Below are 25,364 nucleotides of genomic sequence, written 5' to 3'. Positions count from 1 at the left end.
CCGCGCCGCGGTCAGTCGGCGAAGCCGTCGAGCACCGCACGCGACCCGGACAGTCCGAGCCGGGTCGCGCCTGCGCCGATCAGCTCCGCCGCGAACTCGGGTGTGCGGATGCCTCCGCTGGCCTTCACCCCGACCGTCTCGCCGACCGCGGCACGCATGAGGCGGACCGCCTCCACGCTCGCGCCGCCGGATGGATGGAAGCCGGTGGAGGTCTTCACGAACGTCGCACCCGCCTGCGCCGCGCGACGACTGACCTCGGTGACCGTGTCGGGGCCGGCGAATTCGAGCAGCGCAGCAGACTCGATGATGACCTTCAACACCACGTCGCCGATGGCTTCGCGGACGGTCAGCACGTCGGCGAACACCTCGTCGAAACGCCCGTCGACCGCGGCGCCGACATCGATCACCATGTCGACCTCCTCGGCTCCGGTGTCGACGGCCAGACGGGCCTCGGCCGCCTTGACCAGCGAATGATGCTTGCCCGACGGGAACCCGGCCACCACGCAGGTCTTCTGCTCGCCGGTGTCGATGGGCAGCATCGACGGCGACAGGCACACCGCATAAACGCCCAGGTCGGCGGCCTCGGCGACGGTGGCCTCAGCGTCCGCGCGGGTGGCCTCGGGTTTGAGCAGAGTGTGGTCGATGAGGGCCGCGACATCGCGCCGGGTCAGGTCGGTGGTGATCACACAGACGAGCTTGGCACACTGACAGACGTGGCAGCATCAGAGCCGACGCCCGCAGCGGCCGTCGCGGCATCGACGACATCGTCCTCCCCCGACAGCGATCGGCGGTACGTCCTGACCCTCGGATGCCCCGACCGCACCGGAATCGTCGCGCGGATCTCCGGGTTCCTCGCCGAGATCGGCGGCTGGATCACCGAGGCGGGGTATCACTCCGACAGCGAGACCGGGTGGTTCTTCACCCGGCAGACCGTGCGGGCCGGATCGGTCCGGATCGGCCTCGACGAGATGCGCGAACGCTTCGCCCGTGAGGTGGCCGCCGAAATCGGCTCCGACACCGAGTGGCGGCTCACCGACACCGGCGCACCGAAGTCGGTGGTGCTGCTGGTCAGCAAGGAGAGCCACTGCTTGGTGGACTTGCTCGGCCGTGCGCATCGCGGCGAACTGCCGGCCAACGTGTCCGCGGTGATCGGCAATCATCGGGATCTCGAAGAGCTCGTCACCCGCTTCGATGTCCCGTTCCACCACGTGCCGTTCCCATCCGACGGCAAGGCGCAGGCATTCGATGAGGTGGCCACCGTGGTCGAGCAGTACGCACCAGATGCCGTGGTGTTGGCGCGATTCATGCAGATCCTGCCGCCACAGCTCTGCGACGCGTGGGCAGGCCGCGCGATCAACATCCACCACAGCTTCCTGCCCAGCTTCGTCGGCGCCCGCCCGTACCACCAGGCGTTCGCACGCGGTGTCAAACTGATCGGCGCCACCTGCCACTACGTGACCGCTGACCTCGACGCGGGACCCATCATCGAGCAGGACGTGATCCGGGTCGATCACAGCGACACCGTCGCCGACATGGTGCGCCAGGGCCGCGACATCGAGACGATGGTGCTCTCCCGCGGCCTGCGCTGGCATCTGGAGGACCGCATCCTGGTGCACGGCCGCAAGACGGTCGTCTTCACCTGACGTCACCGCGGATTCGTAGTATCGACCGGCGTTTTTCCGCCGGTTGATACTACAAATCGTCAGAAGCCGAAGTCGCCGAAGTCTCCGAAATCGCCGCCGCCGTCGAAGAAGCCGCCGCCGGAGTCGCCACCCATGTCGCCGCCACCGAAGTCGCCCGCATCGCCGGCCTCAGCACCGGCGTCACCGCCGTCGAGTGCTCCGGCATCCGATCCGTCACCGGCACCGCTCTCGAAGGCGTTCGCGTCGTAGTTGACGCCCGCCATCCCGGAGAACAGCGCCGAGAACAGGAACATCGAGCCGATGCCCCACGCCCCGGCCACCAGCGCCGGTTTCCACCACGGCTCGGAGTACCAGCCGGCCGGCACCGGGCGCCCGGCGACACGACCACCGGGATAGTAGTTGGGGGTTCGCTCAGAGGGGCCGGGCGACGCCTCGATCTGCCGGCCCTCGAAGTCGACCGTGCGGTCTTCGGTAACCGCGCCGGCGCTCTTCTGACCCTCGAGTTCGGGCACCGGTGGGCCCGGGTCGAGATTCATGGCGGTGCGGGCCGCGCGGACGTAGTAGAGACCCTCCAGCGCGGTCTGTTTGGCCAGGCGCGCCTGCGTCGGCGAGGTCGCCTGCTCGATCTGCGATCCCGCGGCGTTGTAGCGTTCGCCAGCGTCGGCGAGCGCCTGCTTGGATGCGGGGCCGTCACCCACCAGCATGAACACCTGGCCGCCGAGCCGTTCGATGGCTTGGCGCGCATCGGCTTTGGCGTCGTCGAGCTGGCGAGCGGCGTTGGCCCCGGATCGTTGCTGCGACATCACCACGATGCCGACAACCACCACGACGACCACCGCGATCAAGATCAGTGCGCTCATCTCTTCCTCCGTAGGGGGTACACCTGCGCTGCCCTCCCGGGAGACCGCGGGGGCGCTCCGCCAAGATCGGCAAATCGGACATCTCCCAGCGTACCGACGATCGTCGATCAACCGCCGCGGTCGGACCGGGCGCCGGTGGCTCAGGCGGCCGAGCAGCCGCCGGAATCTCCGGTCATCTGACCCGACAGCGCCACATCCTGCCCGTCGACGGCGAAGTCGACGCCCTGGTCGGTCACCTTCATGTTCTGCACGGTGACCTCGTCGAACAGCGGGCCGAACATCGAATCGGACACACTGTCGACCACCTGCTGGGCGAAGTCGGACGGGATGCCGAAGATGAAGGCGTTGGCCTCGACCACCTCGAAGTCGACGCGCCCGTCCTGCAGCACGGGTTTGATCGTGGTGGACACCGGGATCGGTAGGAAGGCGAGCTGCACCGCGGAATCGACCTTGATGGTCCCGTCGGCGGCATTGCCGGTGATCGACTCGATACTGGCGCCCTGCATCAGGCTGCTCGCCCCGTTGCCGCCGTTGCCCGAGGTCGACGGATCGGGGCTTGCGGTGGCCGACTCGCTCATCGCGACCACCCGATCGAACGGGATGAACCCGGTGCCGACCAGAGAGCGGATGTTGGTGGTGTCCCCGTCGCCGGTGATGCCCTCGGCCCGCGCATGCAACCGCATCTGGCCGGGCTCGTCGGCGGTGTCGATCTGGACGAACGGGATGTCGTTGCCGAAGCCCTGCAACAGCATCGGCTTGCGACTCAACGACACCGAGGTCTCGGTACCGGTGAGGTCGGTGAAGGCGCTCTCCATGCAGTCGGTCGCCTGGTTGCGCAGATAGAGTTCGCTGCCGACGGCGGCGATCACCAACACCAGGACCACCGCCACCGAGGCCAGTGCGACGATCTTGCCGGTGCTGCGCCGTTTGGCCGGCGCCGACGACACGACACCGGGCTGCGCTTCGGGCGGTATCGGCGCGAAACCGTCGGTCCCACTCGCCGGGAACCCGCCGGTCTCCCCGGGGCCGAACTGAGCGGTCTCGGTGCGCGGCACCTGCGAATAGGCGCGCGGTGACTGATCGGTCGTCGCCGCGGCGTCGAGCCGCGCGGTGTGATCGTCCGGGTACGGATGGGCACCCGGCTCGTCGGGACGACCCGTCTGCGGGGTGGGCTCGTTGTCGGACCGCTTCTGCGGGTCCTCGCCGGCTGCCGGCCGGTCGGTGTTCTCGCTGTCGGTCATGTCGTGCGGTCCTCAGTTGCTGCTCGGTGCCGAGACCTGTCGGATGGGCCGTTCGTTGTCGAGCACGGCCAGGGCTTTGCGTGCCTTCTCCACTGCGTTCACATCGATCTCGTGAACCCCGACCTGCACGCTGTCGTCGTATGCGGCGACCACGGTACCGAAGGGATCTGTGAGTTGGCTGTGACCTGTTCCGGTGGGTGCCGACGACTCGGCCACCTGCTGATCGGTGGGTACCGCCTGCCCCACGGCGACCACGAAACTGGTCGAATCCAGTGCCCGCGCGGTGGCCAGCACCTGCCACTGGTGCACCTTGCCCGGGCCGGCACCCCACGATGCGGGCACCACGATCACCTGCGCGCCGCTGCGCGCGAGTTCGGTGAACAGCGCGGGAAAGCGGATGTCGTAGCAGGTGGCGACACCCACCGTGACGTCGCCGATCGTGAAGGTGACCGGGTCATCGCCCGGCGCAACGGTCCGGGACTCGGTGAAACCGAAGGCGTCGTAGAGATGGATCTTGTCGTAGGAGGTGCGCGACCCGTCCGGGGCGGCGATGAGCAGCGTATTCGCGACCCGATCGCCCGCGGGCGTGAACATCCCGGCGACAACGGTGACCCCGTGGCGTTCGGCGATCGACGACACTCCACGCGCCCACGGACCGTCCACCGGCTCGGCGACCGGGCCCAGCGGGACGCCGAACCGGCACATCGTCGCCTCGGGCAACACCACCAGATCGGCGTTGTCGGCGGCGGCCTCGGCCACCGCTGCCTCCACGAGCTCCAGGTTCGCCGCCGGGTCTGTGCCGGAGGTGATCTGCGCCATCGCAATTCGCATGGCCACCAGCGTACGGACCGGCACGCTGCTGACAACCGGCTGATCATGGGGTATTCGCACGATCAGATGACGGATCAGTCGGGAGAAACCACCGACCACGGCACGGTGAGCACATTGTCGACCGACCGGCCCCGGCCGATGACCACCGGGATGCCGCCCGCACGCATCGCCGTCAACGCCTGGCGCCACCGAGTCCGCGGGCCGTAGGCCGCGTGACCGGCCGCAATGTCCCAGGCGCGGTCGGCCCGGGTCAGCAGTTCATGAATCCGTTCGCCCGCAACATTGTGGTGGATCAACGCCTTCGGCAGACGTTCCGCGAGTTCCGAGGGTCGCGCCGTGTGTTCTGGCGACCAGCTCAGCGTCAGCGTGCGCGGCCCGGCGGCGTCCAGCACGATCCAACAGCAACGGCGACCGATCTCGTCGCAGGTGCCCTCCACGATGAGCCCGCCCGGGGCCAGCGCATGCCGCATCTGCGCCCAGGACGCGGCCACCTCTTCTTCGTCGTATTGCCGCAGCACGTTGAAGGCCCGAACCAGCTGCGGACGCAAGCCCGCGAGTTCGAAGCCGCCGAGGGCGAATCGCACCTCGTCGCGGGTACCGACGATGCGCTCGGGATCGATCTCCAGGCCCACCATCTCGAGGTTCGGCGCAATTGTCCGCAGGCGCCGCGCCATCTCGACGGTCGTGTCGGGGCGCGCCCCGTAGCCGAGGTCGACGACGAGCGGACGGGGCACCGAACCGAGTGCGATGCCGATCGCGGCGTCATGCACCATCCACCGGTCCACCCGCCGGAGCCGGTTGATGTTGGTGGTGCCGCGGGTGATGCGGCCGAGCGGCCTACTCTGGCCGGCCCCGCCGGCGCTCAGAGGTTCTTCTTGACCCAGTCGGCCGCGTATTCGGCTTCCGCGCGGAACAGGTCGACGAGATTGACCAGCATCAGCTGTTCGAGCTTGCCGTTGACGAACGGGATGAACACCTTGACCTCGGTGGTCTTGCGGATGGTGCAGCCGGTCTCGGTGGGGAAAAGTTCCTGCCACCCCTGCAGGCTGCCCGGGCCGGCCGGGATCGACGCGGTGTAGTCGCCCGTGGTGTTGTCCGGGTCGAATGCGCCGAAGGTCTCCTCGCGGGTGATCACCATGTCCTTCATCAGCACGGTCTGCGCGAGCGCCGGCAGCTGGTCGCGGCCGATCGTCTGCTTGAGCACGACCTTCATCCCGGTCTCGTCGGCGGTGAACGAGTCGACCGCACAGTGCGGGGAGATCATCTGGAAGCCCGCCATCATGTCGTCCCAGTACTGTCGGGTGCTCTGCGCCTGGTAGAGCGTTTCCGCAGGGTGGGTGAAGCGCGCCGAGTAGCTGAGCCGTCGTGCCATGGCGACCAGGCTACGTTACCGATTCGTTGCTTCCCAATTCGTCGGCGATGTCATGGCGCCGGCCCCTTCAGCGATGCGCCGCCTCCCACGACACCGTCTGCTCGTGTTCGGCGTCGAGCAACTCCACGAGTTGGTCGATGATGGCCTTCTCGATCTTGCTGCCGACGAACGGAACGCTGACGTCGACGTCGGCGGTATATCGGGTGGTCGCCGGGTCACCACTGATGGCCACGGCCCCCGCGACCTTCGCCGGCGCCCCGGACACCGTGGCGGTCATCTCACCGGCGATCTCGTCGCCGACGAGCCGGAAGGTGTTCCGGCGCGGGATCTGCGCGTCCCCGTTGAGCACCTTGGACACCATCGACGGCAGCTTCTCCGCCGGCACGCCCTGCTGCATCGCCACGGTCACCGTGTCCCCGGACACCTCGAACGACTCGAGTTTGCCGTGGCTGGAGTTGATGGCCTCGAGCAGATCCCGCCAATAGTCTTCCGACGACAGGACCTCCCACAGCCGCTGAACCGAGAAGGGATAGGACACCGTGTGTTCCATCGTGCTGGCCATGAGGGGGACACTACCGGAGTACGACGACCCGGCTACCGTTACACGGGTGAGTGAGAGCGGCCCGCGGCACCCGACACCGACGACCCCGGACACGCGGCTGTCGACGATGACGACGCTGCGCCTGGGCGGGCCCGCACGCGCGGTGCACAGATGCCGCGAAACCGACGACCTGGCGCAAGTCGTCACGACCCTCGATCACGCCGGGGATCGCTGCCTCCTGGTCGGGGGTGGATCGAATCTGGTGGTCGCCGACGAGGGCTTCGACGGCACCGTGGTGCTCATCGAGACATCCGACGTGGTGTTCGGCGACGAGAACGGCGTCCCATTCGTCACCGCTCAGGCCGGTGTCGGCTGGGACGATCTCGTCGCGACCACCGTTCAGGCGGGCTTCGGTGGACTGGAGTGTCTTTCGGGCATCCCCGGTGCCGCGGGCGCGACACCGGTGCAGAACGTGGGCGCCTACGGCGTCGAGGTGGCCGATCTGCTGCGCAGCGTTGAACTGCTGGACCGTCGATCGGGACGACGGCATTGGGTTGCGCCGAGTGCGCTCGAACTCGGCTACCGCACCAGCAATCTCAAGCATCGTGGCGATCATGTGGTGCTCGGGGTGTCGTTCTGGCTCAACGCCGATCGGATCAGCCGACCGATCCGCTACGGCGAACTGGCGATCGCGCTGGGGGTCGAGCCCGGCGCTACGTCCGACGCCGCCGCGGTGCGCGATCGGGTGCTGACCCTGCGACGCGGCAAGGGCATGGTCCTCGACCCCGGCGATCACGACACCTGGAGCGCGGGCTCGTTTTTCACCAACCCGATCGTGTCCGACGACGATGCCTCGCAGGTCCTCGACCGCATTGCCACGCGCCTCGGGGCGCAGACCCGAGTGCCCACCTACCCTGCCGAGGGTGGGATCAAGTTGTCGGCGGGATGGCTGATCGAGCGGGCCGGCTTCACCCGCGGATATCCGGGACCGGCAGCCCCGGTCCGATTGTCGACCAAACACACTCTGGCACTGACCAACCGCGGCACCGCCCGCACCGCAGATCTCCTCGATCTGGCCCGGACGGTCCGCGACGGGGTGCACGAGGCATTCGGCATCACCCTGTATCCGGAGCCGGTGCTGGTCAACTGCGAGCTGTAGACCCCGCCGGTTCGGGGCGGGTGACCTCGGCCAACACCTCGTCGAGCAGTTCGTTGTACCGTACGCTCGCCTCGATGCTCGACATGTGCCCCACACCCTCCAGGCTCACGAGCTCACGGAGTACACCGTTGCGCCGCAACACTTCTGCCATCTCTTCGGCGTGTACGGGTGGGGTGAGCCGATCCTCGGTACCCACCACGACGGTCGTCGGCACGCGCAGTGCGTCGAGGCCCGCGGTGACGTCGAGTTTGCCCATCGCCGATCCCCAGCCGGCCCGTGAACGCGGCGGGCAGGCCATGATCATGGCGTCGACGAAGTCGACGTGCGCCTTGCGCGCCTGCGGCCCGAGCGCGATGTAGTGCGACAACCAGGCGGCTCGATCGGTGTGCGGCACCGGAATCGGCGACGACGTGACAAGCCTGCCGACCGTCGACTCGAACGGTTTGGTGTAGCGGGGCAGCCCCACCGGGATGAGCAGGTGGTTCTGCATCACCGCCTTGGCGGCGGTGGAGGTCAGCACCACCGACGACACCCGCGACGACACCTGATCGGCGTACTGCGCCGCCCACGACATGATCGTCATGCCGCCCATGCTGTGGCCCACCAGGATCGCCCGACGCCCGTTGGGCACCGTGGCCTCGATCACCCGATTCAGGTCCTGTCCCAACATGGCGATGGTGGGCCGCACCCGGCCGAGTTCGCTGGCACCGTGCCCACGCTGGTCGTAAGCGATAACGGGACGGTCACCGGCGAGATGGTTGATCTGCGGATACCAATAGGCGGTGTTGCAGGTCCAGCCGTGCACCATCACCACGACGTCGCCATCAGCGTCGGCGGGCCCATACCTTTCGACGTTGAGCCGCACCCCGCCGCTGCTCTCGACCGTGATTCGTCGCGGCGGCTGTTGCGGCACACTCAGAAGATCGTCGGGCCCGTCGTCGACGGCGCGCTGCGCGCGGAACGCTTCACGCAGCATGCCGGCGAAGATGGTCCCCACCCCGGCGGCGAGGACACCCACACCCACCGCCGCTCCTGCTCCGGCGGCGATCGCGATTGCGCGACGTGCCGATCGCCTCGTTGTCGATTTCTCGGTCATCGTTCCCCCTTGCAGTTCGATTTCCGCAGCCTCTACCTGCGCTTAATCCGTCCGATCGCCGACGCTGCGCGTCTCGTCACCCGCCGGTTCCCCCACGCCGGCGTCGGCATCCGGCCCCGAAATGGCATTCGCACCGGCGGCGTCACCATCGACACCACCCGGAGCGGTCGCGTCGAAGTAGGTACTGGCCTCCCCGATGGCCGCCGAGATCTGTTCGTCGAGGGCCTTCCGGAAGGTCGATTCGACGATGTCGTGGGCCATCGGCCGGACGGTCTGGATGAGCTCCGCCATCTTGCTGACCTGTTCTTCTCCCAGGTCGGGCAGGTTCTCGTCGAAGTACTTGTCGGTGATGATCGACACGAAGCTCTTGGCGACATCTTCGAGGTCGTCCTGCACCCGCACCCAGCGATCGAGCAGTACGTCGATGTCGATCCCGGCCTTGACCAGGGTCTCGGCCCCTTCGAGTAGTTCCGGATTGCGGATCGCGTAGTGCGCGCCGTCCTTGGCCAGCAGACCCAACTTCTGGCTCAGCGCGATGGAGCGGTCGGTCGCGTTCAACGTCTTGCGCAGTTCGGTGATGGTGATCGTGGCCGCCCGCTTGAAGTTGCGGAAGCGACCGCCCCTGGGGGCCCCGCGCAGCACTTGTTCGACCCGCATCCCGTAGTGCGCGGCGTGTAGCAGCTCGCTGATCGTGGCGAAGGTGTATCCGCGTTCGAGCATGCGCGAGATCAGATTCAGTCGGACCAGGTGCTCGTCGGAATACCAGCCGGTGCGGCCACGGATCGTCGGCGCCGGCAACAGCCCGCGGTCCTGATAGACGCGAATGTTGCGCACGCTGACACCCGACGCGTCTGCCAGGTCGTTGATCCGGTACTCGGCCACTTCGCCAGTCTATTGCCCGTGCCGGCGCCACCTGAAAACCCCGGCCGGACCGGGCGGGTCACTACCTCTTGCTGAACCAGCGCTTGCCCTGGATGTCGTCGACCCGGGGGCGGACATCGACCAGATAGACCAGCATGGCCACCACACCGATGATGCCCAGGAAATTGACCGCGCCGAACAGCCAGATGAACAGGGTCGCCGCAGCCAGGATCGACACCCAGATCACCTTGCTCTGTCGATCGACCGCCGGAAACGCATCCTTGCGTTGGAGGGCGGCGTGGAGCAGCGCCACCGCCGCGGCGACCCCGGCCACCAGGGTCAGCAGCAGCAAGATCAGATTCTGCCCGTAGGCCATCACACTCAACAGGTCCACGAGACCAGCTTAGACATCGACGCCACACGCGTTCCGGGCGAACCGGTCAGGGTGCCGCCCCGGCGTCGGGATCGCGCGGTGGTTCAGGCCTCGTCCGGGTTCACCCGCTGCGGTGGGGTCTTCTTCGCGGGCGCCTTCTTGGCCGGGGCTTTTTTCGCCGCCTTTTTCGCCACTGCTTTCTTCGCCGGCTCCTGCACGGACTCGGCCTTCTTGGTCGGCGCCTTCTTGGCCGGGGATTTCTTGGCCGCCGCCTTCTTTGCGGGAGCCTTCTTAGCGGGAGCCTTCTTGGCCGGCGCCTTGGTCGCAGCTGCCTTCTTCGCAGCTACCTTCTTCGCCGGCGTTTTCTGTGCTGCCGAACTCTTCGCCGGGGCCTTCTTCGCCGGCACCGCGTCGAGCGTCACCTCATCGGCACTGCCGGTGCTCAGCCCCGCCATGGTGGCGGCGCGTTCCCCGACCGCACGGGTCTGGGTCGAGATCGTGCCCAGCGCGTCTTCGGTGATACCGAGCGCATCGTTGTACACCTTCTCCAGGCGGGGCAGGTTCTCCTCGACCAGCGGCTGGGTCTTCAGCCGCTCAACCACCTCCTCGCCGCGCTCGGACAACGCGGTCAGCAGACCGGCCGCCACGGCAAGGTACGCCTCGGCCACCTTGCGTAGCTCGTCGGGACTGAACCGGGTCAACAACTCATCGATCTCGGTGGGCAATTCCACCGGCAACGACGACAACCGGTTCTTGGCATCCTCGAACACCGTCAGCGCCGAATCCCTGGTCTCGTCCACCCGGTTCTGCGCCCGGGACTGGGCCTCACCAAGACGCTTCTGCGCCTGTTCACCTGCGGCCTCACTGCGTTCCCGCAGGTCGGTGAGCAACGCGGTCACCTGCGCGATGACCGTGTTCAAGGGATTCTCCGGCATGTTCACTCCTTGACGTCGGTGTTCTCTTTCCGAAACGACTCGTAGATCTCGAGCAGCATCTGTTTCTGGCGTTCACTGATCGAGTCATCGGCGAGAAGCGCATCACGCACCGGGCTCGCTGGCCGTTCCTCCAGGATGCCCGCACGCACGTAGAGCACCTCTGCGGACAACCGGAGGCCCTTGGCGATCTGTGCGAGGACATCGGCCGACGGTTTACGCAGGCCACGTTCGATTTGGCTCAGATACGGGTTGCTCACCCCGGCGCGTTCGGCGAGTTGGCGCAGCGACACCTCCGCGGCAACGCGCTGTGACCGGATGAAGCCGCCGATGTCCTGCGCAGCTGTGGCCACCGCGTCTTGCGCGGCGGTCGCGACCGCCTCCACGGTTTCGACCGGACCGCTGGAACCACCGCCATCGGCGTCGTCGGTCTGATCGGCGGGTGTCCGGACGTCGCCATCACCGTCGACAGACTCGACGGGATCGGGCAATTCGTTGTCGTCCGGCTCCATCACTCTCCCGTTTCGGTCCTGCTCACCAGTATCGGCGGGCGTGCTAACACGTGCAAGCAGACGTCACCCGAAGATGAGCACCGACACCGTGTAGATGACGAGTCCGGCGAGCGCACCCACGACGGTCCCGTTGATCCGGATGAATTGCAGATCGCGCCCCACCTGCAGTTCGATCTTGCGGCTGGTGTCGTCGGCGTCCCAGCCGCGGACGGTCTCGGTGATCACCGAGATGATCTCCTGGGAGTAGTTGGCCGCGATGTGGCGTGCGGCACGAACCACCCAACCGTTCATCTTGTCCTGCAGCGGGCGGTCGTCGCGGATGCGGATGGCGAGCTGGATGGTGGCGTCCGACAACGAGTTGCGCAGTGTGCTGTTCGGGTCGGTGAGCATCTGTTCGATGACGGCCTTGCCGGTCTTCCACGCGGTCGAGGCGGCATCGGAGACCTCGTCGCGCCCGATCAGTTCCTGCTTGATCTTCTCGAAGCGGGCGATGGTGTCCGGGTCGTGCTGCAGGTCGTCGGCGAACTGTTCCACGAAGGTGTGCATCGACCTCCGCAGCTGGTGGTGCGGATCGACCTTGACCTTGTAGGTGAAGTCGACGAGTTCGCGGTAGATCCGGTCGCCGAGCAGCACGTTCACGAACTTCGGTTTCCACGACGGCCCGACGTCCTCGTCGACGACACGGTCGATGAGATCCTGGCTGCCCAACGCCCATTCATGCGCGCGGTCGCAGGCGAGCTGGAAGACCGGCTCCAGCCGATCTTCGGCGATGAGTTGCTCCAGGACACGACCAAGGGGCTGTGCCCATTCCGGCTCACCGGCCCACTTGATCGCGTGCTCGATGAGCTTCTCGATGTCCTCGTCGCGCAGCATTTCCGCGGCCAGTGAGATCAGGCGGGCCGCCTCGTCGGACACCCGCGGCGCGTTGACCGGATCGGCCAGCCACGTCGACAACCGTCGTGGCAGGTCCAGGCTGCGCGCCCGGTGCTCGATCACCTCCACGGTCATGAAGTTCTCTTCGATGAATCCCCCGAGCTGATCGCCGATGTCGTCCTTCTTCTTGCGGATCAGCGCGGTGTGCGGGATCGGCAGGCCCAGCGGATGTTTGAAGAGTGCGGTGACCGCAAACCAGTCGGCCAAGGCGCCCACCATGCCCGCCTCCGACGCTGCCCGAACGTAACCGACCCAGGCGGCGACGTCGGTGCCGTCGCGATGTTCGAGGTAGCGCGTGAACAGATAGACCGCGGCCGCGAACAGCAGGAATCCAGTGGCGACGACCTTCATCCGGCGCAGGTCACGGCGGCGTGCGGCGTCACCGGCGCCGTCGGCTCCGAAGCCGAGCGACGATCGCGGCGGCTCCACCTCGGGTGGACGATCCGGTGTGCCGGGAACGTCCGAAATGACTGTGGGCGGCATTGAACCAGTTTTACCTGCCACCCACTAGGCTGGCCAGGTGACGCCCAACCGTTCGAGCCCGGCTGCCGCCGCCCGCGCCGCCGTGGCCGCCGCCGCGAACGTCACCCGGGGTCTGGAGCATGCGTTGCTGAACTCCGTCACCGACCCCGGGGGCAAGCCGGATGGTCGGCGCCAGCGGTGGGAGAAGCACAAGGTGGCGCGCCGCTCCGAACTCACCGACGGCACGATTCGCGCCGTCCGCGAGCTGGGCGCCGACGTCGGTATGGACGAGATCGCCGCGCACATCGGTGTGTCGAAGACCGTGCTCTACCGATACTTCACCGACAAGAACGACCTCGCCGTCGCCACGGCGGTGCGTTTCTTCGAGTCCACCCTGCTGCCACGCCTCACCGAGGCCATCACCGACGACGTGGACGAGTACACGCTGACCCGCACCGTCGTCGGCGTCTATGTGAAAGCGGTGGCCGACGAACCGAACCTCTACAAGTTCGCGCTCACCGGCGCTCCGTCGTCGGTGGCCACCGCGGACTCGGAGAAGTTGGTCGCCCAGTTGATGACCAACGTGCTGGTCATCCGGATGACCGAGCGCGACGCCGACACCTCGGGTGCCGAGGTGTGGTCGAATGCGTTGGTCGGTGCGATCCAGCGGGCCGTCGACTGGTGGATGACCGAACGCTCCATCCCCGTCGCCGACCTCATCGACTACCTGACGATGTTGTCGTGGAGCACCATCGTGGGCATCGCCGCGGTCAACGGGTCCCGCGAGGCATTCATCGCCCAGCCTCCCCCGCTGCCCGACGCGGTCGATCACACCCCCGCACACACGACCGGTGGCGCGGCCGGGGAGAACCGATGAGTTCGACCGCACTGGTCACCGGCGGCAGCCGCGGTGTGGGACGTGGCGTGGCGACCGCGCTGATCGCGGCCGGCTGGACTGTCTATGTGACATCGCGGCACGGGACCGGACCCGACGGTGCCATCGCGCTGGCCTGTGACCACACCGACGACGACGCCGTCGCCGACGTCTTCACACAGATCGAAGGTGACACCGACAGCCTCGATCTGCTGGTCAACAACGCGTGGGCGGCGCCCCGCGGTTTCGGCGGCTTCTCCGACAAGTTCTGGGAGCGCCCGGTCGACGACTGGGACACGCTCATCGGAGTCGGGCTGCGGGCGCACTATGTCGCCTCGGTCCATGCCGCGCAGATGATGGTGGATCGTGGCAGCGGGTTGATCGCGTCGATATCGTCATTCGGGTCGCGCGGGCACCTGCACTCGGTGCTGTACGGGATGAGTAAGGCCGGCCTGGACAAGATGGCCTTCGACATGGGCCACGAACTGTCCGGCACCGGGGTCACCGCGGTGTCGCTGTGGCTCGGGTTGATCCGTACCGAACTGCTGCTGTCGCTCGGCGTCGACGAGTTCGCCGGATTCTCCCTGCAGCGGGCGGAGGACCCAGAGTTCGTCGGACGGGTCATTGCCGCCCTCGCCGACGACCCGCAGTTGGACAGCTACAACGGGCACACGCTGGTGACCGCGGAACTCGGTGCCGCGTACGGCCTCACCAACAACGACGGCACGCCGCCCGACTCGCATCGGGCCGCCTTCGGCGGCGGACCACTGTTCCCGCCCAGCCCCTCTGACTCCCAACCCAACCGTCGTTGACTGGGCGCCAATTCCCGTCGACTGGGCGCTCTTTCGGTCAATTGGGTCAATGGGCACCCGCCACGGGATGCGACCACCAAACTCTCAACGTCGTCGAATCGTTATCGCTCCGTTTTCTGATCCTGCGCCACACCGCCTACCGTCGGCGACATGAGAACACGAGCCATCACCCTGATCGGCGGCGTGGCCCTGCTTGCCGTCGCATGCACCAACGACCCCGAAGGCGGGTCCCCCAATCGCGGTTCCGGATCGGAAACCGACCCCGTGAGCATCGAGAACGCCTTCATCACACCGGAAAACATCAACGGACTGTGTGCCCTGCAGGTCGGCGACGACGCCGGCTTCCGCTACATCGTGTCCAACATCTCCGACAGCGACTCCGCGACCTTCACCGGGATCACCACCGATGTCGCCGAGTCGGCCGAGATGTCCCCACCCGGTCCGAAGACCGTAGAGCCACAGTCCGAGATCAACTCAGGCGTCAGCGGCGCGGACCTCGCACCCGGCGATCCGGCGTTCACCACCACCCTGCGCGGCCTCCGCGAGAACGCCGAGCCCGGTGAATCCTTCAGCGTCACCTTCACTTTCGCTGACCGGGACCCGATCGAGATCATGGTCCCGGTGGAAGCATGCCCTGCTGCGTGACGCCTCGCCTCCTCCCACGTCGAGTCCCGTCGAGTCGGCACCCAACCGGGGCCTACCGACCGGATACAGCGCCCACTCGACGGGAAACGGCGCCCAGTCAACGGGGAGCGGCGGTTCGGGGCCGTAGCACCGTATGCGCGACCAACCCGATCACCAGACCCCAGAACGCCCCGCCCACACCGAAGAAAGTGAGGCCGGAGGCGGCGGCCACGAACGTGAGCGCGGCCGGCACGCGGGTCTCGACAGCGGTGAACGCACCCACCACCGCTGCCGCGAAGGTACCCAAAAGCGCCAGTCCGGCAACGGCTTCCACCAGACCGCCGGGTGCGATCGCCGCGATCGTCACCAACGCCCCCGACAACGCCGCCAGTACGAGGTAGCTCACGCCGGCCGACACACCCGCAATCCACCTGCGTGACCGGTCGGGCCCGGCCTCGTCGCCGGCCGCGAGCGCCGCCGACAACGCGGCGAGGTTGATCGCGTGACCACCGAACGGCGCCACGACCGCAGTGCCCACGCCGGTGACCGTCATCGCCGCCCGCCAGGGCGTCGTGTAGCCGAACGATGACAGCACCGCGACGCCAGGTATGTTCTGCGATGCCATCGTCACCACGAACAGCGGGATGGCGATGCCGACGATCGCTGCGACATCCAAATTCGGGGTGGTCCACGACAGCGTTGGCAGCCAGGTCGCCTCGAGGTGCTGCTCGTTGCCATGCACCCACACGTAGACCGCGATCACCACGAGCGCGGTCAGCAGTGTCAACGGCAACGCCCACCGCGCCAGCCAGCGGGTCGCCACCAGCCAAACAATCAGGACCGGCAGGGTCAGAAGGGGCTCCGCGGCCAACGATTCCATCGGCGCCAGGCACAGCGACAACAACACGCCACCGAGCATCGCCTGCGCTATTGGGGTCGGAATGCGGGCGATCAGGTCACCAAGCGCCGGAATCAGCCCCACCAGCAGGATCAGGCCACCGACGACGAGGAATGCACCGACGGCCGCGGCCCACCCGGCGTCGTAGCCCGCACCCATGCTCACCAGCAGCGCCGCCCCCGGGGTCGACCAGGCGAGAGTGACCGGCGCCCGTGACCGGATGCTGAGCACGATGATCCCGAGCCCGAACACGACGGTCAGCGCGAACAGTCCCGAGGCCGCCTGTTCGGCAGTGGCACCCACCGCCCGCAAACCTGCGATCACCACTGCGAACGACGAGGTGAAACCGACCAGCGCCGTGACGACACCGGCGACGATAGGCTCGCGCAGCCCGGCCTGTGCTGTGATGGTCATCGGAGCAGGATAGCGCAGTCGTTCCGTAAACAGAACGGCCTAAGTAGAACGACCGCGTCGGACAGAGAGGCGACCGTGACCATCGACCAACGCCGACGCGCGGTCGGCCGCCGCATCGCCGCCGCCCGATCCGAGCGCGGGATGTCGCTGTCCGAACTCGCCCGTCGCGCGAGCATCGGCAAAGGGTCGTTGTCGGAGATCGAGTCCGGACAGCGCAATCCGACCCTGGACACCCTCTACGCCATCGCCGGCCCCCTCGGCGTGCCACTGACGGCACTGCTGGGCGAGGAGGCCGGCACCGAAGGCAGCGGCGATCATCTACTCGCCCGCGTTCTGCACGTCGAGCACCATCCCGATGGCGCAACAACCGAGGTCGTCTGGCTCACTGTCCTGCCGGGTGGCACCCGAGTGTCACCGGCACACGGAGCGGGGGTGACCGAGCACATCCTCGTTGTGGAGGGTGAGCTCACCGCCGGCCCGACCGGCGCCGAACGCCGTGCTGCATCGGGTGATTCGCTCACGTGGCACAGCGATGTCGAGCACACCTATCGCAGCGGCGACGTGCCGGCCCAGGCGGTGCTGACCATTCGCTCGCCGGGCGCATAACGGACCGTCAGTTGCCGGCCGCCCCGGCTTACCGCCGACGACGTATCCAGCTGCAGTCACAGCGGTTGGCACCGCCAATTATTGTGTCGGCCGACCGCCGACACCGCAGCCAGATCCGGCAGGGAACGCAGAACGACTCGGTCCCGCTCACCACACCGGGTGAGCGGGACCGAGATTCGAATGTAGCGTCAGATCAGCTGGTGGCCTTCTTCGCCGGCGCCTTCTTCGCGGGCGCCTTCTTGGCCGGGGCCTTCTTGGCAGCCGACACCTTCTTCGCCGGTGACGAATTCGAGGTGCGCGCCTTGGCCTCCACCGTGCCGGCAGCGCCACCGATCTCCGAAGCCGCCTCGGCGGTCTCGCCCTTGATGGTCTCGCCGGCCTCTTCGATGTCGGCGGCGACGTCCTCGACCCGGCTGCTGACCATGCTTGTCAACTTGGCGGCACGCTCACCGACGAGGCGGGTCTGCGAGGAGACCACACCGAGCGCGTCCTCGGTCATGTCGACGGCGTCGTTGTAGTACTTCTCGGCGCGACCCAGGTTCTCCTGGACGACGGGCTGCTGACGCAGACGCTCGACGGTCGTCTCGCCGCGTTCTGCCAGCGAGTTGTAGAACTCGGTGGCGGTATCGAGGTAACCCTCGGCGAACTTGCGCAGTTCGTCCGAGGTCAGCTTGCCCCGGAGTTCTTCGATCTCGCCCGGCAGCTCCTCGGGAAGAGCGTTGATGCGGGTCCGCGCCTCCTCGATGCGGGTCTGCGCGTCGGTGCGGGTCTGCTCGAACCGGGTCTGCGCGCTCTCGGTGGCCGACTCGGTGCGCTCGCGCAACTGCGCGATGATGTCGTTGAACTGCGTGACGACGTAGTCTCCGGCGCCGACAGCGGCATAGATCGGGTTGGCCAGTGTGCGTGTGGATTCACTCACGGTTCACACCTCCTGTGTGATGTGCGGTAGGTCGGTCGTGGTCACCAGCCGCGATGCCGCGGATGACCACCCCCACAGATCACCCGACGGTGCCGGATGTCTCGACGGACCAATCGGCGTATCTGTCTGGTTCCAACAACCAGTATCCACGTATTGCTAGCAAATGCAAGCACTATGCAAGCGCAGGTGGCACATGTCACGTGACGTTGATCTGCCGTCAACACGGCCGACGCCTGACGATCGCCTACGCGCCGACGCCCTGCTTGCCGGCGCCGGCCTCGGTGTAGCGATAGAACCCGTGGCCGGCCTTCTTGCCGAGTCGGCCCGCCTCCACCATCCGCAGCAGCAGGGGCGGAGGCGCATAGAGCGGCTCTTTGAACTCCTCGTACATCTTGTCGGCGATGGCCTTCACGGTGTCGAGACCGACGAGGTCGGTGAGCTTCAGTGGCCCCATCGGGTGCGCGCAGCCGAGCACCATGGCCTTGTCGATGTCCTCGGCGGTCGCGAAGCCACTCTCTGCCATACGAATGGCCGACAACAAATAAGGAACGAGCAGTGAGTTGACGACGAATCCGGAGCGATCGGCCGACCGAACGACCTGCTTACCGAGGACGTCGTGCGCAAAGGCTTCCGCCCGGGCACTGACATGGTTGGAGGTCATCAAGGTGGTGACGAGTTCGACCAGCGGGAGCACCGGCACCGGATTGAAGAAGTGCATGCCGATCACACGTCCGGCGTCCTGGGTGGCCATCCCCAGCTTCATGATCGGGATCGACGAGGTGTTGGAAGCGAGCACTGCGCCCGGGTCGGTCACCACCTTGTCGAGATCGGCGAAGGTTTGGATCTTCACCAACTCGTCCTCGATGACGGCTTCGCACACCAACTGCCGATCCGCGAAGTCACCGAGGTCGCAGGTGAAACGTAGCTTTGCGGCGGCGTCCTCACGCTCGCGCTCGGTGAGTTTGCCGCTGGACACGCCACGATCGAGCGATCTCAGGATCCGAGCCCGACCCGCGGCGACAAGTTCGCGAGTCGCCTCGTAGACCAACACGTCGGCCCCGGCGCGCGCACAGACCTCGGCGATACCGCCGCCCATCTGGCCGGCACCGACCACACCGACCCGAGAGATCTTGTCGCTTGCCATGATCTACTCCTCGGGATTGACAACGCTGTCGCAACGTACGCGGCAGCTGGCCGAAAGCCGCACCGTTGCAGAAGGGTTCACCGGAAAGGCCCGGTGGGAGAAGACGAACCCGGGGTGGGCAAGGTGTCTACCCTGCCCGCCCCGGGTTCATCTGAAGGCAATGCTTCTCGCCAGAGCGCAATTCCTAGTGGAACTGACCTTCCTCGGTCGAGCCCTTCAGCGCCGCGGTGGACGTGTTGGGGTCGACGGTGGTGGCGATGTTGTCGAAGTAGCCGGCGCCGACCTCACGCTGGTGCTTGACGGCGGTGAAGCCACGCTCGTCGGCGGCCTTGAACTCGCGGTTCTGTAGGTCGACGAAGGCGGTCATCTGCTCACGGGCGTAGCCGTAGGCCAGATCGAACATGCCGTAGTTGAGCGAGTGGAAGCCGGCCAGGGTGATGAACTGGAAGGTGAAGCCCATGGCGCCCAGTTCGTTCTGGAACTTGGCGATGGTGCTGTCGTCGAGGTGCTTGCTCCAGTTGAACGACGGGCTGCAGTTGTAGGACAGCAGCTGGTCGGGGTACTCGGACTTGACGGCCTCGGCGAACTTGCGAGCCAGCTCGAGATCCGGGGTACCGGTCTCCATCCAGATCATGTCGGCGTACGGAGCATAGGACTTGGCACGCGCGATGCAGGGCTCGATGCCGTTGCGCACGTGGTAGTAGCCCTCGGCGGTGCGCTCACCGGTGATGAACTCGCGGTCGCGCTCGTCCACATCGGAGGTGATCAGGGTGGCGGCCTCGGCGTCGGTACGGGCGATGACGACGGTCGGGGTGCCCGCGACGTCGGCGGCCAGACGCGCCGAGTTCAGGGTGCGGATGTGCTGCTGGGTCGGGATGAGCACCTTGCCACCGAGGTGGCCGCACTTCTTCTCCGAGGCGAGCTGATCCTCCCAGTGGGTACCGGCGGCACCCGCGGCGATCATGGCCTTCTGCAGCTCGTAGACGTTGAGAGCGCCACCGAAGCCGGCCTCACCGTCGGCGACGATCGGCACGAGCCAGTTGTCGACGGAGTCGTCACCCTCGACGCGGGCGATCTCGTCGGCGCGCAGCAGCGCGTTGTTGATGCGACGCACCACGCTCGGCACCGAGTTGGCGGGGTAGAGCGACTGGTCGGGGTAGGTGTGGCCGGAGAGGTTGGCGTCACCAGCGACCTGCCAACCCGACAGGTACACAGCCTTGAGGCCGGCGCGCACCTGCTGCACGGCCTGGTTACCGGTCAGCGCACCGAGAGCGTTGATGTAGCTGCCGTCACCCTTGGTCACGCCGTCCCAGAGGATCTCGGCGCCGCGGCGGGCGAGGGTGTTCTCTTCGACGACCGAACCCTGGAGCTGGGCGACCTGCTCGGCGGTGTAATCGCGCTTGACGTTGTTCCAGCGCGGGTTGCTGTCCCAGTCCTGCTGGATCTCCGCGGCGGTGCGGGGCTTTCCGACGTTGCTCATTGCCTACTTCGCTTTCGGTTCATTGACGCGGGCACTCGTGCATCGTCCCGGTGGCGCCCGGGCCGATCTGCTGTCAGACATCCCGTCGGCGAGTGGCTTGCCGCGAATTGTGCGAACAAATCCCTCGTTGCCTTCGGTGTCTGGAACAAGAGTGCCACAGGACAAACCTGCAGGTCCAATCCCTTTCAAGTGCAAAATCCGGCCACACATCGGCCAACTTTTGCAAAGTTTGCGAATGTCGAGTTGCGAAATCCGACACGGTCACGCCAAAAAGTACGCGCGTACTGGGTTTTTAATCTACCCGTCGGTAGCCGCCGATGCACCCCTGCGCCGACGCGGATGGGCGCCGCGACCCGGCGCAGTCAGTGTGAATGTGACGCCTTTCACACTGACAGGGATCGTCGGTCAGCGTGATGCGGCGTTGACGGCGTCGTCGAACAGCTTCCCGAAGGCCGCGTCGGTCACCGGTGGTTGTGCATCGGTCGGCGGATCAGATGCCGGTGTGGACTCGCCTGACATCGTCAGCTGCACGGTCACCGCATCGCTAGCAGCGGTCTGCTCCGCAGCCGGGGAGAGCAGCGCGTAACCGGCAAATCCGACCTGCGTGCTGGCGGCCCCGTCGGGCAGGGTGGTGGTCACGTCCGAGCGCAACACCAGGGCCTGGTGCAGCCGGTCCGATCCCTGCATTTGCGCGGGCGTGGGTAGCTCCGTGTATCGGGTCACGATCCGCGCGCCCCGCAGGTTTCCCTCGCGGATGACCGTCGTGGTGATGGCGCACCGCCCGGTCGAGGCGGCAATGTCGGCGGGGATGTCGCGCTGCGCAGTGGTGACCAGCTCGACAAGCGAGGCCGTAGAGCTCCGTGCCGCCAGCACGGCGGAGTTCGCCGCGTCGATCTGCTCGTTGAGGTCGGCGTCGGCGGTGGGCCGACAGTCCGGTGGTGTGACCTCGGCAGCGTTCGCCGCTTCGATGTTTCCTCGATTGCCCTCGACCAGGTCTGCCACCGCCAGCTGGGCCGGGGCGAACCCTCCGGGCAACTGGCCTGGGGCGAGCAGCAGATCTGCCGGGACCGCCGACGTCGCCACCGACGCGGGCGGCACAGTGCCGTCGCCGCATCCGACCAGTGAGGCCGTCGCCGCCATCACGGCGATCACCATCACCGAGGCCCCCCGGCCACGCAGCACTCGGACTCGCACGCGGTCACCGTACCCTGAACAGGCGGGCGACCAGACCGGCCGGCGTCGTCGGACCGGCCCGGGTGGTCGCCGATCGTGACGGCAGGAGGTTGGCATGACCAGGACCTACGTCGGATCGCGACTGCGCCAATTGCGGTCCGAACGCGGCCTGTCCCAGGTCGCGCTGGCTCAGACCTTGTCCATCTCGCCGTCATACCTCAACCAGATCGAACACGACGCGCGGCCTTTGACGGTGCCGGTGCTGTCCAAGATCACCGAGGTCTTCGGGATCGATGAGGAGTTCTTCGATACCCAGGACAACGTTCGGCTGGTCGCGGAGTTGCGCGAGGTCCTGCTCGACGACGACGTGGAGGCAGCGCCCGCCGCGGTGGAGGCACACGCGATCAGCTCTCTGGTGGCCGCGCATCCGGAAATCGCCCAGGCGATGGTCAACCTGCATCAGCGCTATCGGATCGCGACCGACCAGTTGGCCGCGGCGACCGACGAACGCGGCGATCGCAGCATGCGCGGCTCCATCACCGCTCCGCATGAGGAGGTGCGCGACTACTTCTACCAGCGCCGCAACTACATCCACGAGCTCGACGTGGCCGCCGAGGAGATGACGGTGCGGATGCGCATGCATTCGGCCGACATCCGGCGGGAGGTGGCCAACCGCCTGGAGACCGTGCACGGCGTACAGATCGTCCGGCGGGTGGACCTCGGGGACTACACCCTGCACCGCTTCGATCCCGACTCGCGGCGTCTCGAGTTCTCCGCAGCACTGTCGGCAGGTCAGCGCACCATGAAACTGGCCGCCGAGCTCGGGTACCTCGAGTACGGCGATCTGATTGACAGGTTGGTCGACGACGGCAACTTCACCAGCGACGAGGCTCGCTCACTCGCACTGTTGGGGCTGGCCAACTACTTTGCCGCGGCGGTGGTGCTCCCCTATCGCCAGTTCCACGGCGCAGCCGAGGATTTCCGGTATGACATCGAACGCCTGTCGGCCTTCTATGCCGTCTCCTACGAGACCATATGCCATCGGCTCTCTACCCTGCAGCGGCCGAATCTTCGGGGCATCCCGTGGACGTTCGTGCGCGTCGACCGCGCCGGGAACATGTCGAAGCGACAGTCCGCCACCGGCTTCCATTTCTCGTCGAGCGGCGGCACCTGTCCGCTGTGGAACGTGTACGAGACCTTCGCCTCCCCCGGCAAGATCCTCACCCAGATCGCGGAGATGCCCGACGGCCGTGACTACTTCTGGGTGGCACGCACCGTTGAGCGCCGCGCCGCCCGATTCGGCCAGCCGGGCAAGACCTTCGCCATCGGACTCGGCTGCGAACTGCGCCACGCCGGACGGGTGATCTACTCCGACGGTCTGGAGATCGGCCCGCAGGCACGAATCACCCCGATCGGCGCCGGTTGCCGTGTGTGCGAACGTCAGAACTGTCCGCAACGCGCGTTCCCGGCGCTTGGGGCGAGCCTGCAGATCGACGAACACCGCAGCACAGTGTCGCCCTATATGACCAGCTGATGGCCTTTCTCACTGCTTGAGGTTTGCGGCGCTGAACAGGTAGGACCCGAGCATGACGACTCCCTCTCCACACCCGCCGCTGAACGAGTAACGCCCAACCCGACGAACCCCTTGCCACTGAACGAGTAACGCCCAACCCGACGAAACCCTTGCCGCTGAACGAGTAACGCCCAACCCGACGAAACCCTTGCCGCTGAACGAGTAACGCCCAACCCGACGAAACCCTTGTCGCTGATCGAGTAGCGTCCGAGCCGCTAGGCGAGGAGGCGTATCGAGATCAGTTGCCGCGAGCCTGGTGTCGATACGCGTCGGGCTCGCAAGCTCGCGCGCCGCTACTCAACCAGCGACGGCCGACAGCTCGCGAGTCGGGACATGGGTCGCTCGACGACACCACATCGTTTCAATCCCATAACGTTTGGTATGTGGGTCGAATGTCCCAGACGATTGTCCCGCAATCCGGCCTACGGTCATACGGTGAGGAGTTCAACGGGGACCTCCTCGCACAGAGGGAGCACGTCATGGTGCCCAGACGTCCAGGTCGGCTGTCGCACTGCCGAATACGTCTGATTCGAATGCGTTGCCTGCGCTCCGGGACCGCTGGGCTTGTGGTGGCGATCGCCGTGGCCGGCATGGTCATGGCACCTGCGCGGGCAGAGCCACCGAACATGATGCCCACTCCACCGCAGATTCCGGCGGCCATCGATGCCGTCGTACCGGATGCCCCCATCCCTACCCTGAGCCGGATACCGCGGCGTGCGCTTGCCGCAGGGTTCTCGCGGCAGGTGCTGGAGCTTCGGGAGGCGGTGTTACCCTCTGCCACCGGTGATCCCGTGTTCGATCGATGGCCGCACAACCTCACCGGATCACGTCCCGGCGACATCATCGCCACCCGCGACGTGACGGCGAGGGCCGCACCTGTGGTGACCACCCCCATCCGTTCGGCCACGCTGGTGAAGTTCCGCAGCACGGACGCGGTGGGCGCACCGTCATTCGGCACGGCCACGGTGCTCGTGCCTCGCAGCGAACGAACCGACGCCCGTCCTCGCCCGATCGTGGTGAACAATCTGCCGATCGACTCGCTCGGCACCGCCTGCACACCCGGATACACCCTGTCACATGGCTTCTCGATAGCAACGAATCCAACCGACCTGGTCCCGCCGACCACACAGTTGGCCCTGGCACGCGGCTACACCGTGCTGGTCCCGGACCACCAGGGCCCCCGCATGGCTTACGCCGAACCCGTCGTCGCCGGTCACGTGATCCTCGATGCGATCCGGGCGATTGCCGCCCTGGACCACCGACAGTTCGGTACCCCACGCATTGTGATGACCGGCTACTCCGGGGGCGCGATCGCCACCGGTGGTGCCGCACGACTGCTCGACGTCTATGCGCCCGAGTTGGCGCCGCGGGTGGTCGGCGCCGCTCTCGGTGGGGTTCCGGCGGATTTCCGGATGCTCGTAGGCAGTATGAACGCCAATCTCGCGACGGGCTTCTTCCACGCGGCGACCTTCGGTATCGCCCGCGAGCGCACCGAAATACTCACCATGGCCAACGATTTCGCCCGTTGGCTGGCATCGTCGCCGCTGAAGAATCTGTGCACCATCCCGACCGCACTGGCGGGTCAGACATTCTGGCCGATGCAGCTTCTCGCAAACCACCCGGACCCATTCCACTCCCCGGTTGCCGAACGCATCTATCGCATCAACGCCATGCCCGGACGACGATCGGCCGTGCCGCTCTACATTTATCACGGCACGCACGAGTGGTGGATTCCCGCGGCCGGCGCCCGGGCGCTGTATCGCGAACAATGCCGACTCGGCGCCCACGCCGCCTATCGCGAGGTGTTCGGCGAACACCTGTCGGCCGCAGTCATCGGCTATCCGGAGGCGTTGAACTGGCTCGACCGCCGACTACAGGGCCTACCCGCTGGCGACGAATGTCCTTGATCATCGGCCCCTCGCCGTGCGAGCGGCCCGGATGCCTGCACCACACTCGACCACACGGGCGCCGAGCGCCGGCCCCGAGGTGTAGTCGATTCGGACGAATCGGGTCGATCGAAGGATCCCGGCT

At 66.8% G+C, this 25,364-nt stretch carries 26 protein-coding genes; 8 read left to right on the top strand and 18 right to left on the bottom strand.

Going from position 1 to position 25,364, the window contains the following annotated elements; translation table 11 throughout:
- Positions 1-11: 11 nt before the first annotated feature.
- Complete coding sequence (gene deoC / locus L1892_RS12725) at positions 12-686, bottom strand: deoxyribose-phosphate aldolase (RefSeq protein WP_235723966.1); 675 nt, start codon at positions 684-686, stop codon at positions 12-14.
- A gap of 27 nt (positions 687-713) precedes the next feature.
- Between deoC and purU the strand changes: the two genes are divergently transcribed.
- On the top strand, positions 714-1,643 hold the full coding sequence (gene purU, locus L1892_RS12720) for a formyltetrahydrofolate deformylase (RefSeq protein WP_287015421.1): 930 nt from the start codon (positions 714-716) through the stop codon (positions 1,641-1,643).
- Between the two features lie 59 nt (positions 1,644-1,702).
- On the opposite strand, the gene L1892_RS12715 is transcribed toward purU, so the two are convergent.
- From L1892_RS12715 to L1892_RS12690, 6 genes are all read right to left on the bottom strand, one after another.
- Entirely contained in the window at positions 1,703-2,503 is an 801-nt protein-coding gene (locus L1892_RS12715; RefSeq protein ID WP_235723965.1) for a DUF1542 domain-containing protein, read from the bottom strand.
- A gap of 140 nt (positions 2,504-2,643) precedes the next feature.
- Complete coding sequence (locus L1892_RS12710) at positions 2,644-3,744, bottom strand: LmeA family phospholipid-binding protein (protein WP_235723964.1); 1,101 nt, start codon at positions 3,742-3,744, stop codon at positions 2,644-2,646.
- A 12-nt stretch (positions 3,745-3,756) separates the two neighbouring features.
- On the bottom strand, positions 3,757-4,575 hold the full coding sequence (locus tag L1892_RS12705; RefSeq protein ID WP_235723963.1) for a carbon-nitrogen hydrolase family protein: 819 nt from the start codon (positions 4,573-4,575) through the stop codon (positions 3,757-3,759).
- 74 nt (positions 4,576-4,649) lie between these two features.
- On the bottom strand, positions 4,650-5,399 hold the full coding sequence (locus L1892_RS12700) for a class I SAM-dependent methyltransferase (protein ID WP_372475042.1): 750 nt from the start codon (positions 5,397-5,399) through the stop codon (positions 4,650-4,652).
- A gap of 38 nt (positions 5,400-5,437) precedes the next feature.
- Positions 5,438-5,947, bottom strand: a complete 510-nt coding sequence (locus L1892_RS12695; RefSeq protein ID WP_235723961.1) for a DUF2505 domain-containing protein — start codon at positions 5,945-5,947, stop codon at positions 5,438-5,440.
- A 67-nt stretch (positions 5,948-6,014) separates the two neighbouring features.
- Positions 6,015-6,509 carry a DUF2505 domain-containing protein gene (locus tag L1892_RS12690; protein WP_235723960.1) on the bottom strand — a complete coding sequence of 165 codons (495 nt, stop codon included), beginning with the start codon at positions 6,507-6,509 and terminating at the stop codon, positions 6,015-6,017.
- 106 nt (positions 6,510-6,615) lie between these two features.
- Between L1892_RS12690 and L1892_RS12685 the strand changes: the two genes are divergently transcribed.
- The gene (locus L1892_RS12685; protein WP_235724031.1) at positions 6,616-7,647 is read left to right on the top strand and encodes a UDP-N-acetylmuramate dehydrogenase; all 1,032 of its coding nucleotides are present in this window, start codon (positions 6,616-6,618) and stop codon (positions 7,645-7,647) included.
- On the opposite strand, the gene L1892_RS12680 is transcribed toward L1892_RS12685, so the two are convergent.
- From L1892_RS12680 to L1892_RS12655, 6 genes are all read right to left on the bottom strand, one after another.
- Positions 7,631-8,743: an alpha/beta fold hydrolase gene (locus L1892_RS12680; protein ID WP_235723959.1), complete on the bottom strand. Its 1,113-nt coding sequence runs from the start codon at positions 8,741-8,743 to the stop codon at positions 7,631-7,633. The two genes, L1892_RS12685 and L1892_RS12680, sit on opposite strands and share 17 nt — an antisense overlap.
- Positions 8,744-8,785: 42 nt before the next feature.
- The gene (locus tag L1892_RS12675) at positions 8,786-9,625 is read right to left on the bottom strand and encodes a MerR family transcriptional regulator (protein WP_235723958.1); all 840 of its coding nucleotides are present in this window, start codon (positions 9,623-9,625) and stop codon (positions 8,786-8,788) included.
- Between the two features lie 61 nt (positions 9,626-9,686).
- Complete coding sequence (locus L1892_RS12670) at positions 9,687-9,980, bottom strand: DUF2516 family protein (protein WP_235724030.1); 294 nt, start codon at positions 9,978-9,980, stop codon at positions 9,687-9,689.
- 101 nt (positions 9,981-10,081) lie between these two features.
- On the bottom strand, positions 10,082-10,912 hold the full coding sequence (locus tag L1892_RS12665) for a histone H1-like repetitive region-containing protein (protein WP_235723957.1): 831 nt from the start codon (positions 10,910-10,912) through the stop codon (positions 10,082-10,084).
- 2 nt (positions 10,913-10,914) lie between these two features.
- Positions 10,915-11,421, bottom strand: coding sequence for a helix-turn-helix domain-containing protein (locus L1892_RS12660; RefSeq protein ID WP_235723956.1), 507 nt, complete (start codon positions 11,419-11,421; stop codon positions 10,915-10,917).
- A gap of 63 nt (positions 11,422-11,484) precedes the next feature.
- A complete protein-coding gene (locus tag L1892_RS12655; protein ID WP_235723955.1) occupies positions 11,485-12,837 on the bottom strand; it encodes a DUF445 domain-containing protein in 1,353 nt (450 codons plus the stop codon).
- A 37-nt stretch (positions 12,838-12,874) separates the two neighbouring features.
- On the opposite strand from L1892_RS12655, the gene L1892_RS12650 reads away from it, so the two are divergent.
- The 3 genes from L1892_RS12650 (at position 12,875) to L1892_RS12640 (ending at position 15,147) form a co-directional block, all read left to right on the top strand.
- Positions 12,875-13,693, top strand: a complete 819-nt coding sequence (locus L1892_RS12650; RefSeq protein WP_235723954.1) for a TetR/AcrR family transcriptional regulator — start codon at positions 12,875-12,877, stop codon at positions 13,691-13,693.
- Positions 13,690-14,502 carry an SDR family NAD(P)-dependent oxidoreductase gene (locus L1892_RS12645; protein WP_235723953.1) on the top strand — a complete coding sequence of 271 codons (813 nt, stop codon included), beginning with the start codon at positions 13,690-13,692 and terminating at the stop codon, positions 14,500-14,502. The genes L1892_RS12650 and L1892_RS12645 overlap by 4 nt, the downstream gene beginning before the upstream one ends.
- A gap of 150 nt (positions 14,503-14,652) precedes the next feature.
- Positions 14,653-15,147 (top strand): copper chaperone PCu(A)C domain-containing protein, encoded by a 495-nt coding sequence (locus tag L1892_RS12640; protein ID WP_235723952.1) that lies wholly within the window; start codon positions 14,653-14,655, stop codon positions 15,145-15,147.
- Positions 15,148-15,244: 97 nt separating this feature from the next.
- Here the strand turns inward: L1892_RS12640 and L1892_RS12635 are convergent, their stop codons facing one another.
- Positions 15,245-16,438, bottom strand: a complete 1,194-nt coding sequence (locus L1892_RS12635) for a benzoate/H(+) symporter BenE family transporter (RefSeq protein WP_235723951.1) — start codon at positions 16,436-16,438, stop codon at positions 15,245-15,247.
- A gap of 75 nt (positions 16,439-16,513) precedes the next feature.
- Here L1892_RS12635 and L1892_RS12630 point away from each other — a divergent pair, with 75 nt between their 5' ends.
- Positions 16,514-17,044, top strand: a complete 531-nt coding sequence (locus L1892_RS12630; protein ID WP_235723950.1) for a helix-turn-helix domain-containing protein — start codon at positions 16,514-16,516, stop codon at positions 17,042-17,044.
- 193 nt (positions 17,045-17,237) lie between these two features.
- On the opposite strand, the gene L1892_RS12625 is transcribed toward L1892_RS12630, so the two are convergent.
- From L1892_RS12625 to L1892_RS12610, 4 genes are all read right to left on the bottom strand, one after another.
- The gene (locus tag L1892_RS12625; RefSeq protein WP_235723949.1) at positions 17,238-17,963 is read right to left on the bottom strand and encodes a heparin-binding hemagglutinin; all 726 of its coding nucleotides are present in this window, start codon (positions 17,961-17,963) and stop codon (positions 17,238-17,240) included.
- Between the two features lie 244 nt (positions 17,964-18,207).
- Positions 18,208-19,107 carry a 3-hydroxybutyryl-CoA dehydrogenase gene (locus L1892_RS12620; RefSeq protein ID WP_235723948.1) on the bottom strand — a complete coding sequence of 300 codons (900 nt, stop codon included), beginning with the start codon at positions 19,105-19,107 and terminating at the stop codon, positions 18,208-18,210.
- A 184-nt stretch (positions 19,108-19,291) separates the two neighbouring features.
- Complete coding sequence (aceA, locus tag L1892_RS12615) at positions 19,292-20,587, bottom strand: isocitrate lyase (RefSeq protein ID WP_235723947.1); 1,296 nt, start codon at positions 20,585-20,587, stop codon at positions 19,292-19,294.
- A gap of 405 nt (positions 20,588-20,992) precedes the next feature.
- On the bottom strand, positions 20,993-21,781 hold the full coding sequence (locus L1892_RS12610) for a hypothetical protein (RefSeq protein ID WP_235723946.1): 789 nt from the start codon (positions 21,779-21,781) through the stop codon (positions 20,993-20,995).
- Positions 21,782-21,875: 94 nt separating this feature from the next.
- On the opposite strand from L1892_RS12610, the gene ramB reads away from it, so the two are divergent.
- Positions 21,876-23,294 carry an acetate metabolism transcriptional regulator RamB gene (gene ramB, locus L1892_RS12605; RefSeq protein ID WP_235723945.1) on the top strand — a complete coding sequence of 473 codons (1,419 nt, stop codon included), beginning with the start codon at positions 21,876-21,878 and terminating at the stop codon, positions 23,292-23,294.
- Between the two features lie 665 nt (positions 23,295-23,959).
- Complete coding sequence (locus L1892_RS12600) at positions 23,960-25,240, top strand: lipase family protein (protein ID WP_308191708.1); 1,281 nt, start codon at positions 23,960-23,962, stop codon at positions 25,238-25,240.
- Positions 25,241-25,364 lie beyond the last annotated feature (124 nt).

The sequence above is a fragment of the Gordonia tangerina genome (genome assembly GCF_021556435.1).
GTDB lineage: Bacteria > Actinomycetota > Actinomycetes > Mycobacteriales > Mycobacteriaceae > Gordonia > Gordonia tangerina.
This window is presented reverse-complemented; position numbering and strand designations above follow the sequence as displayed.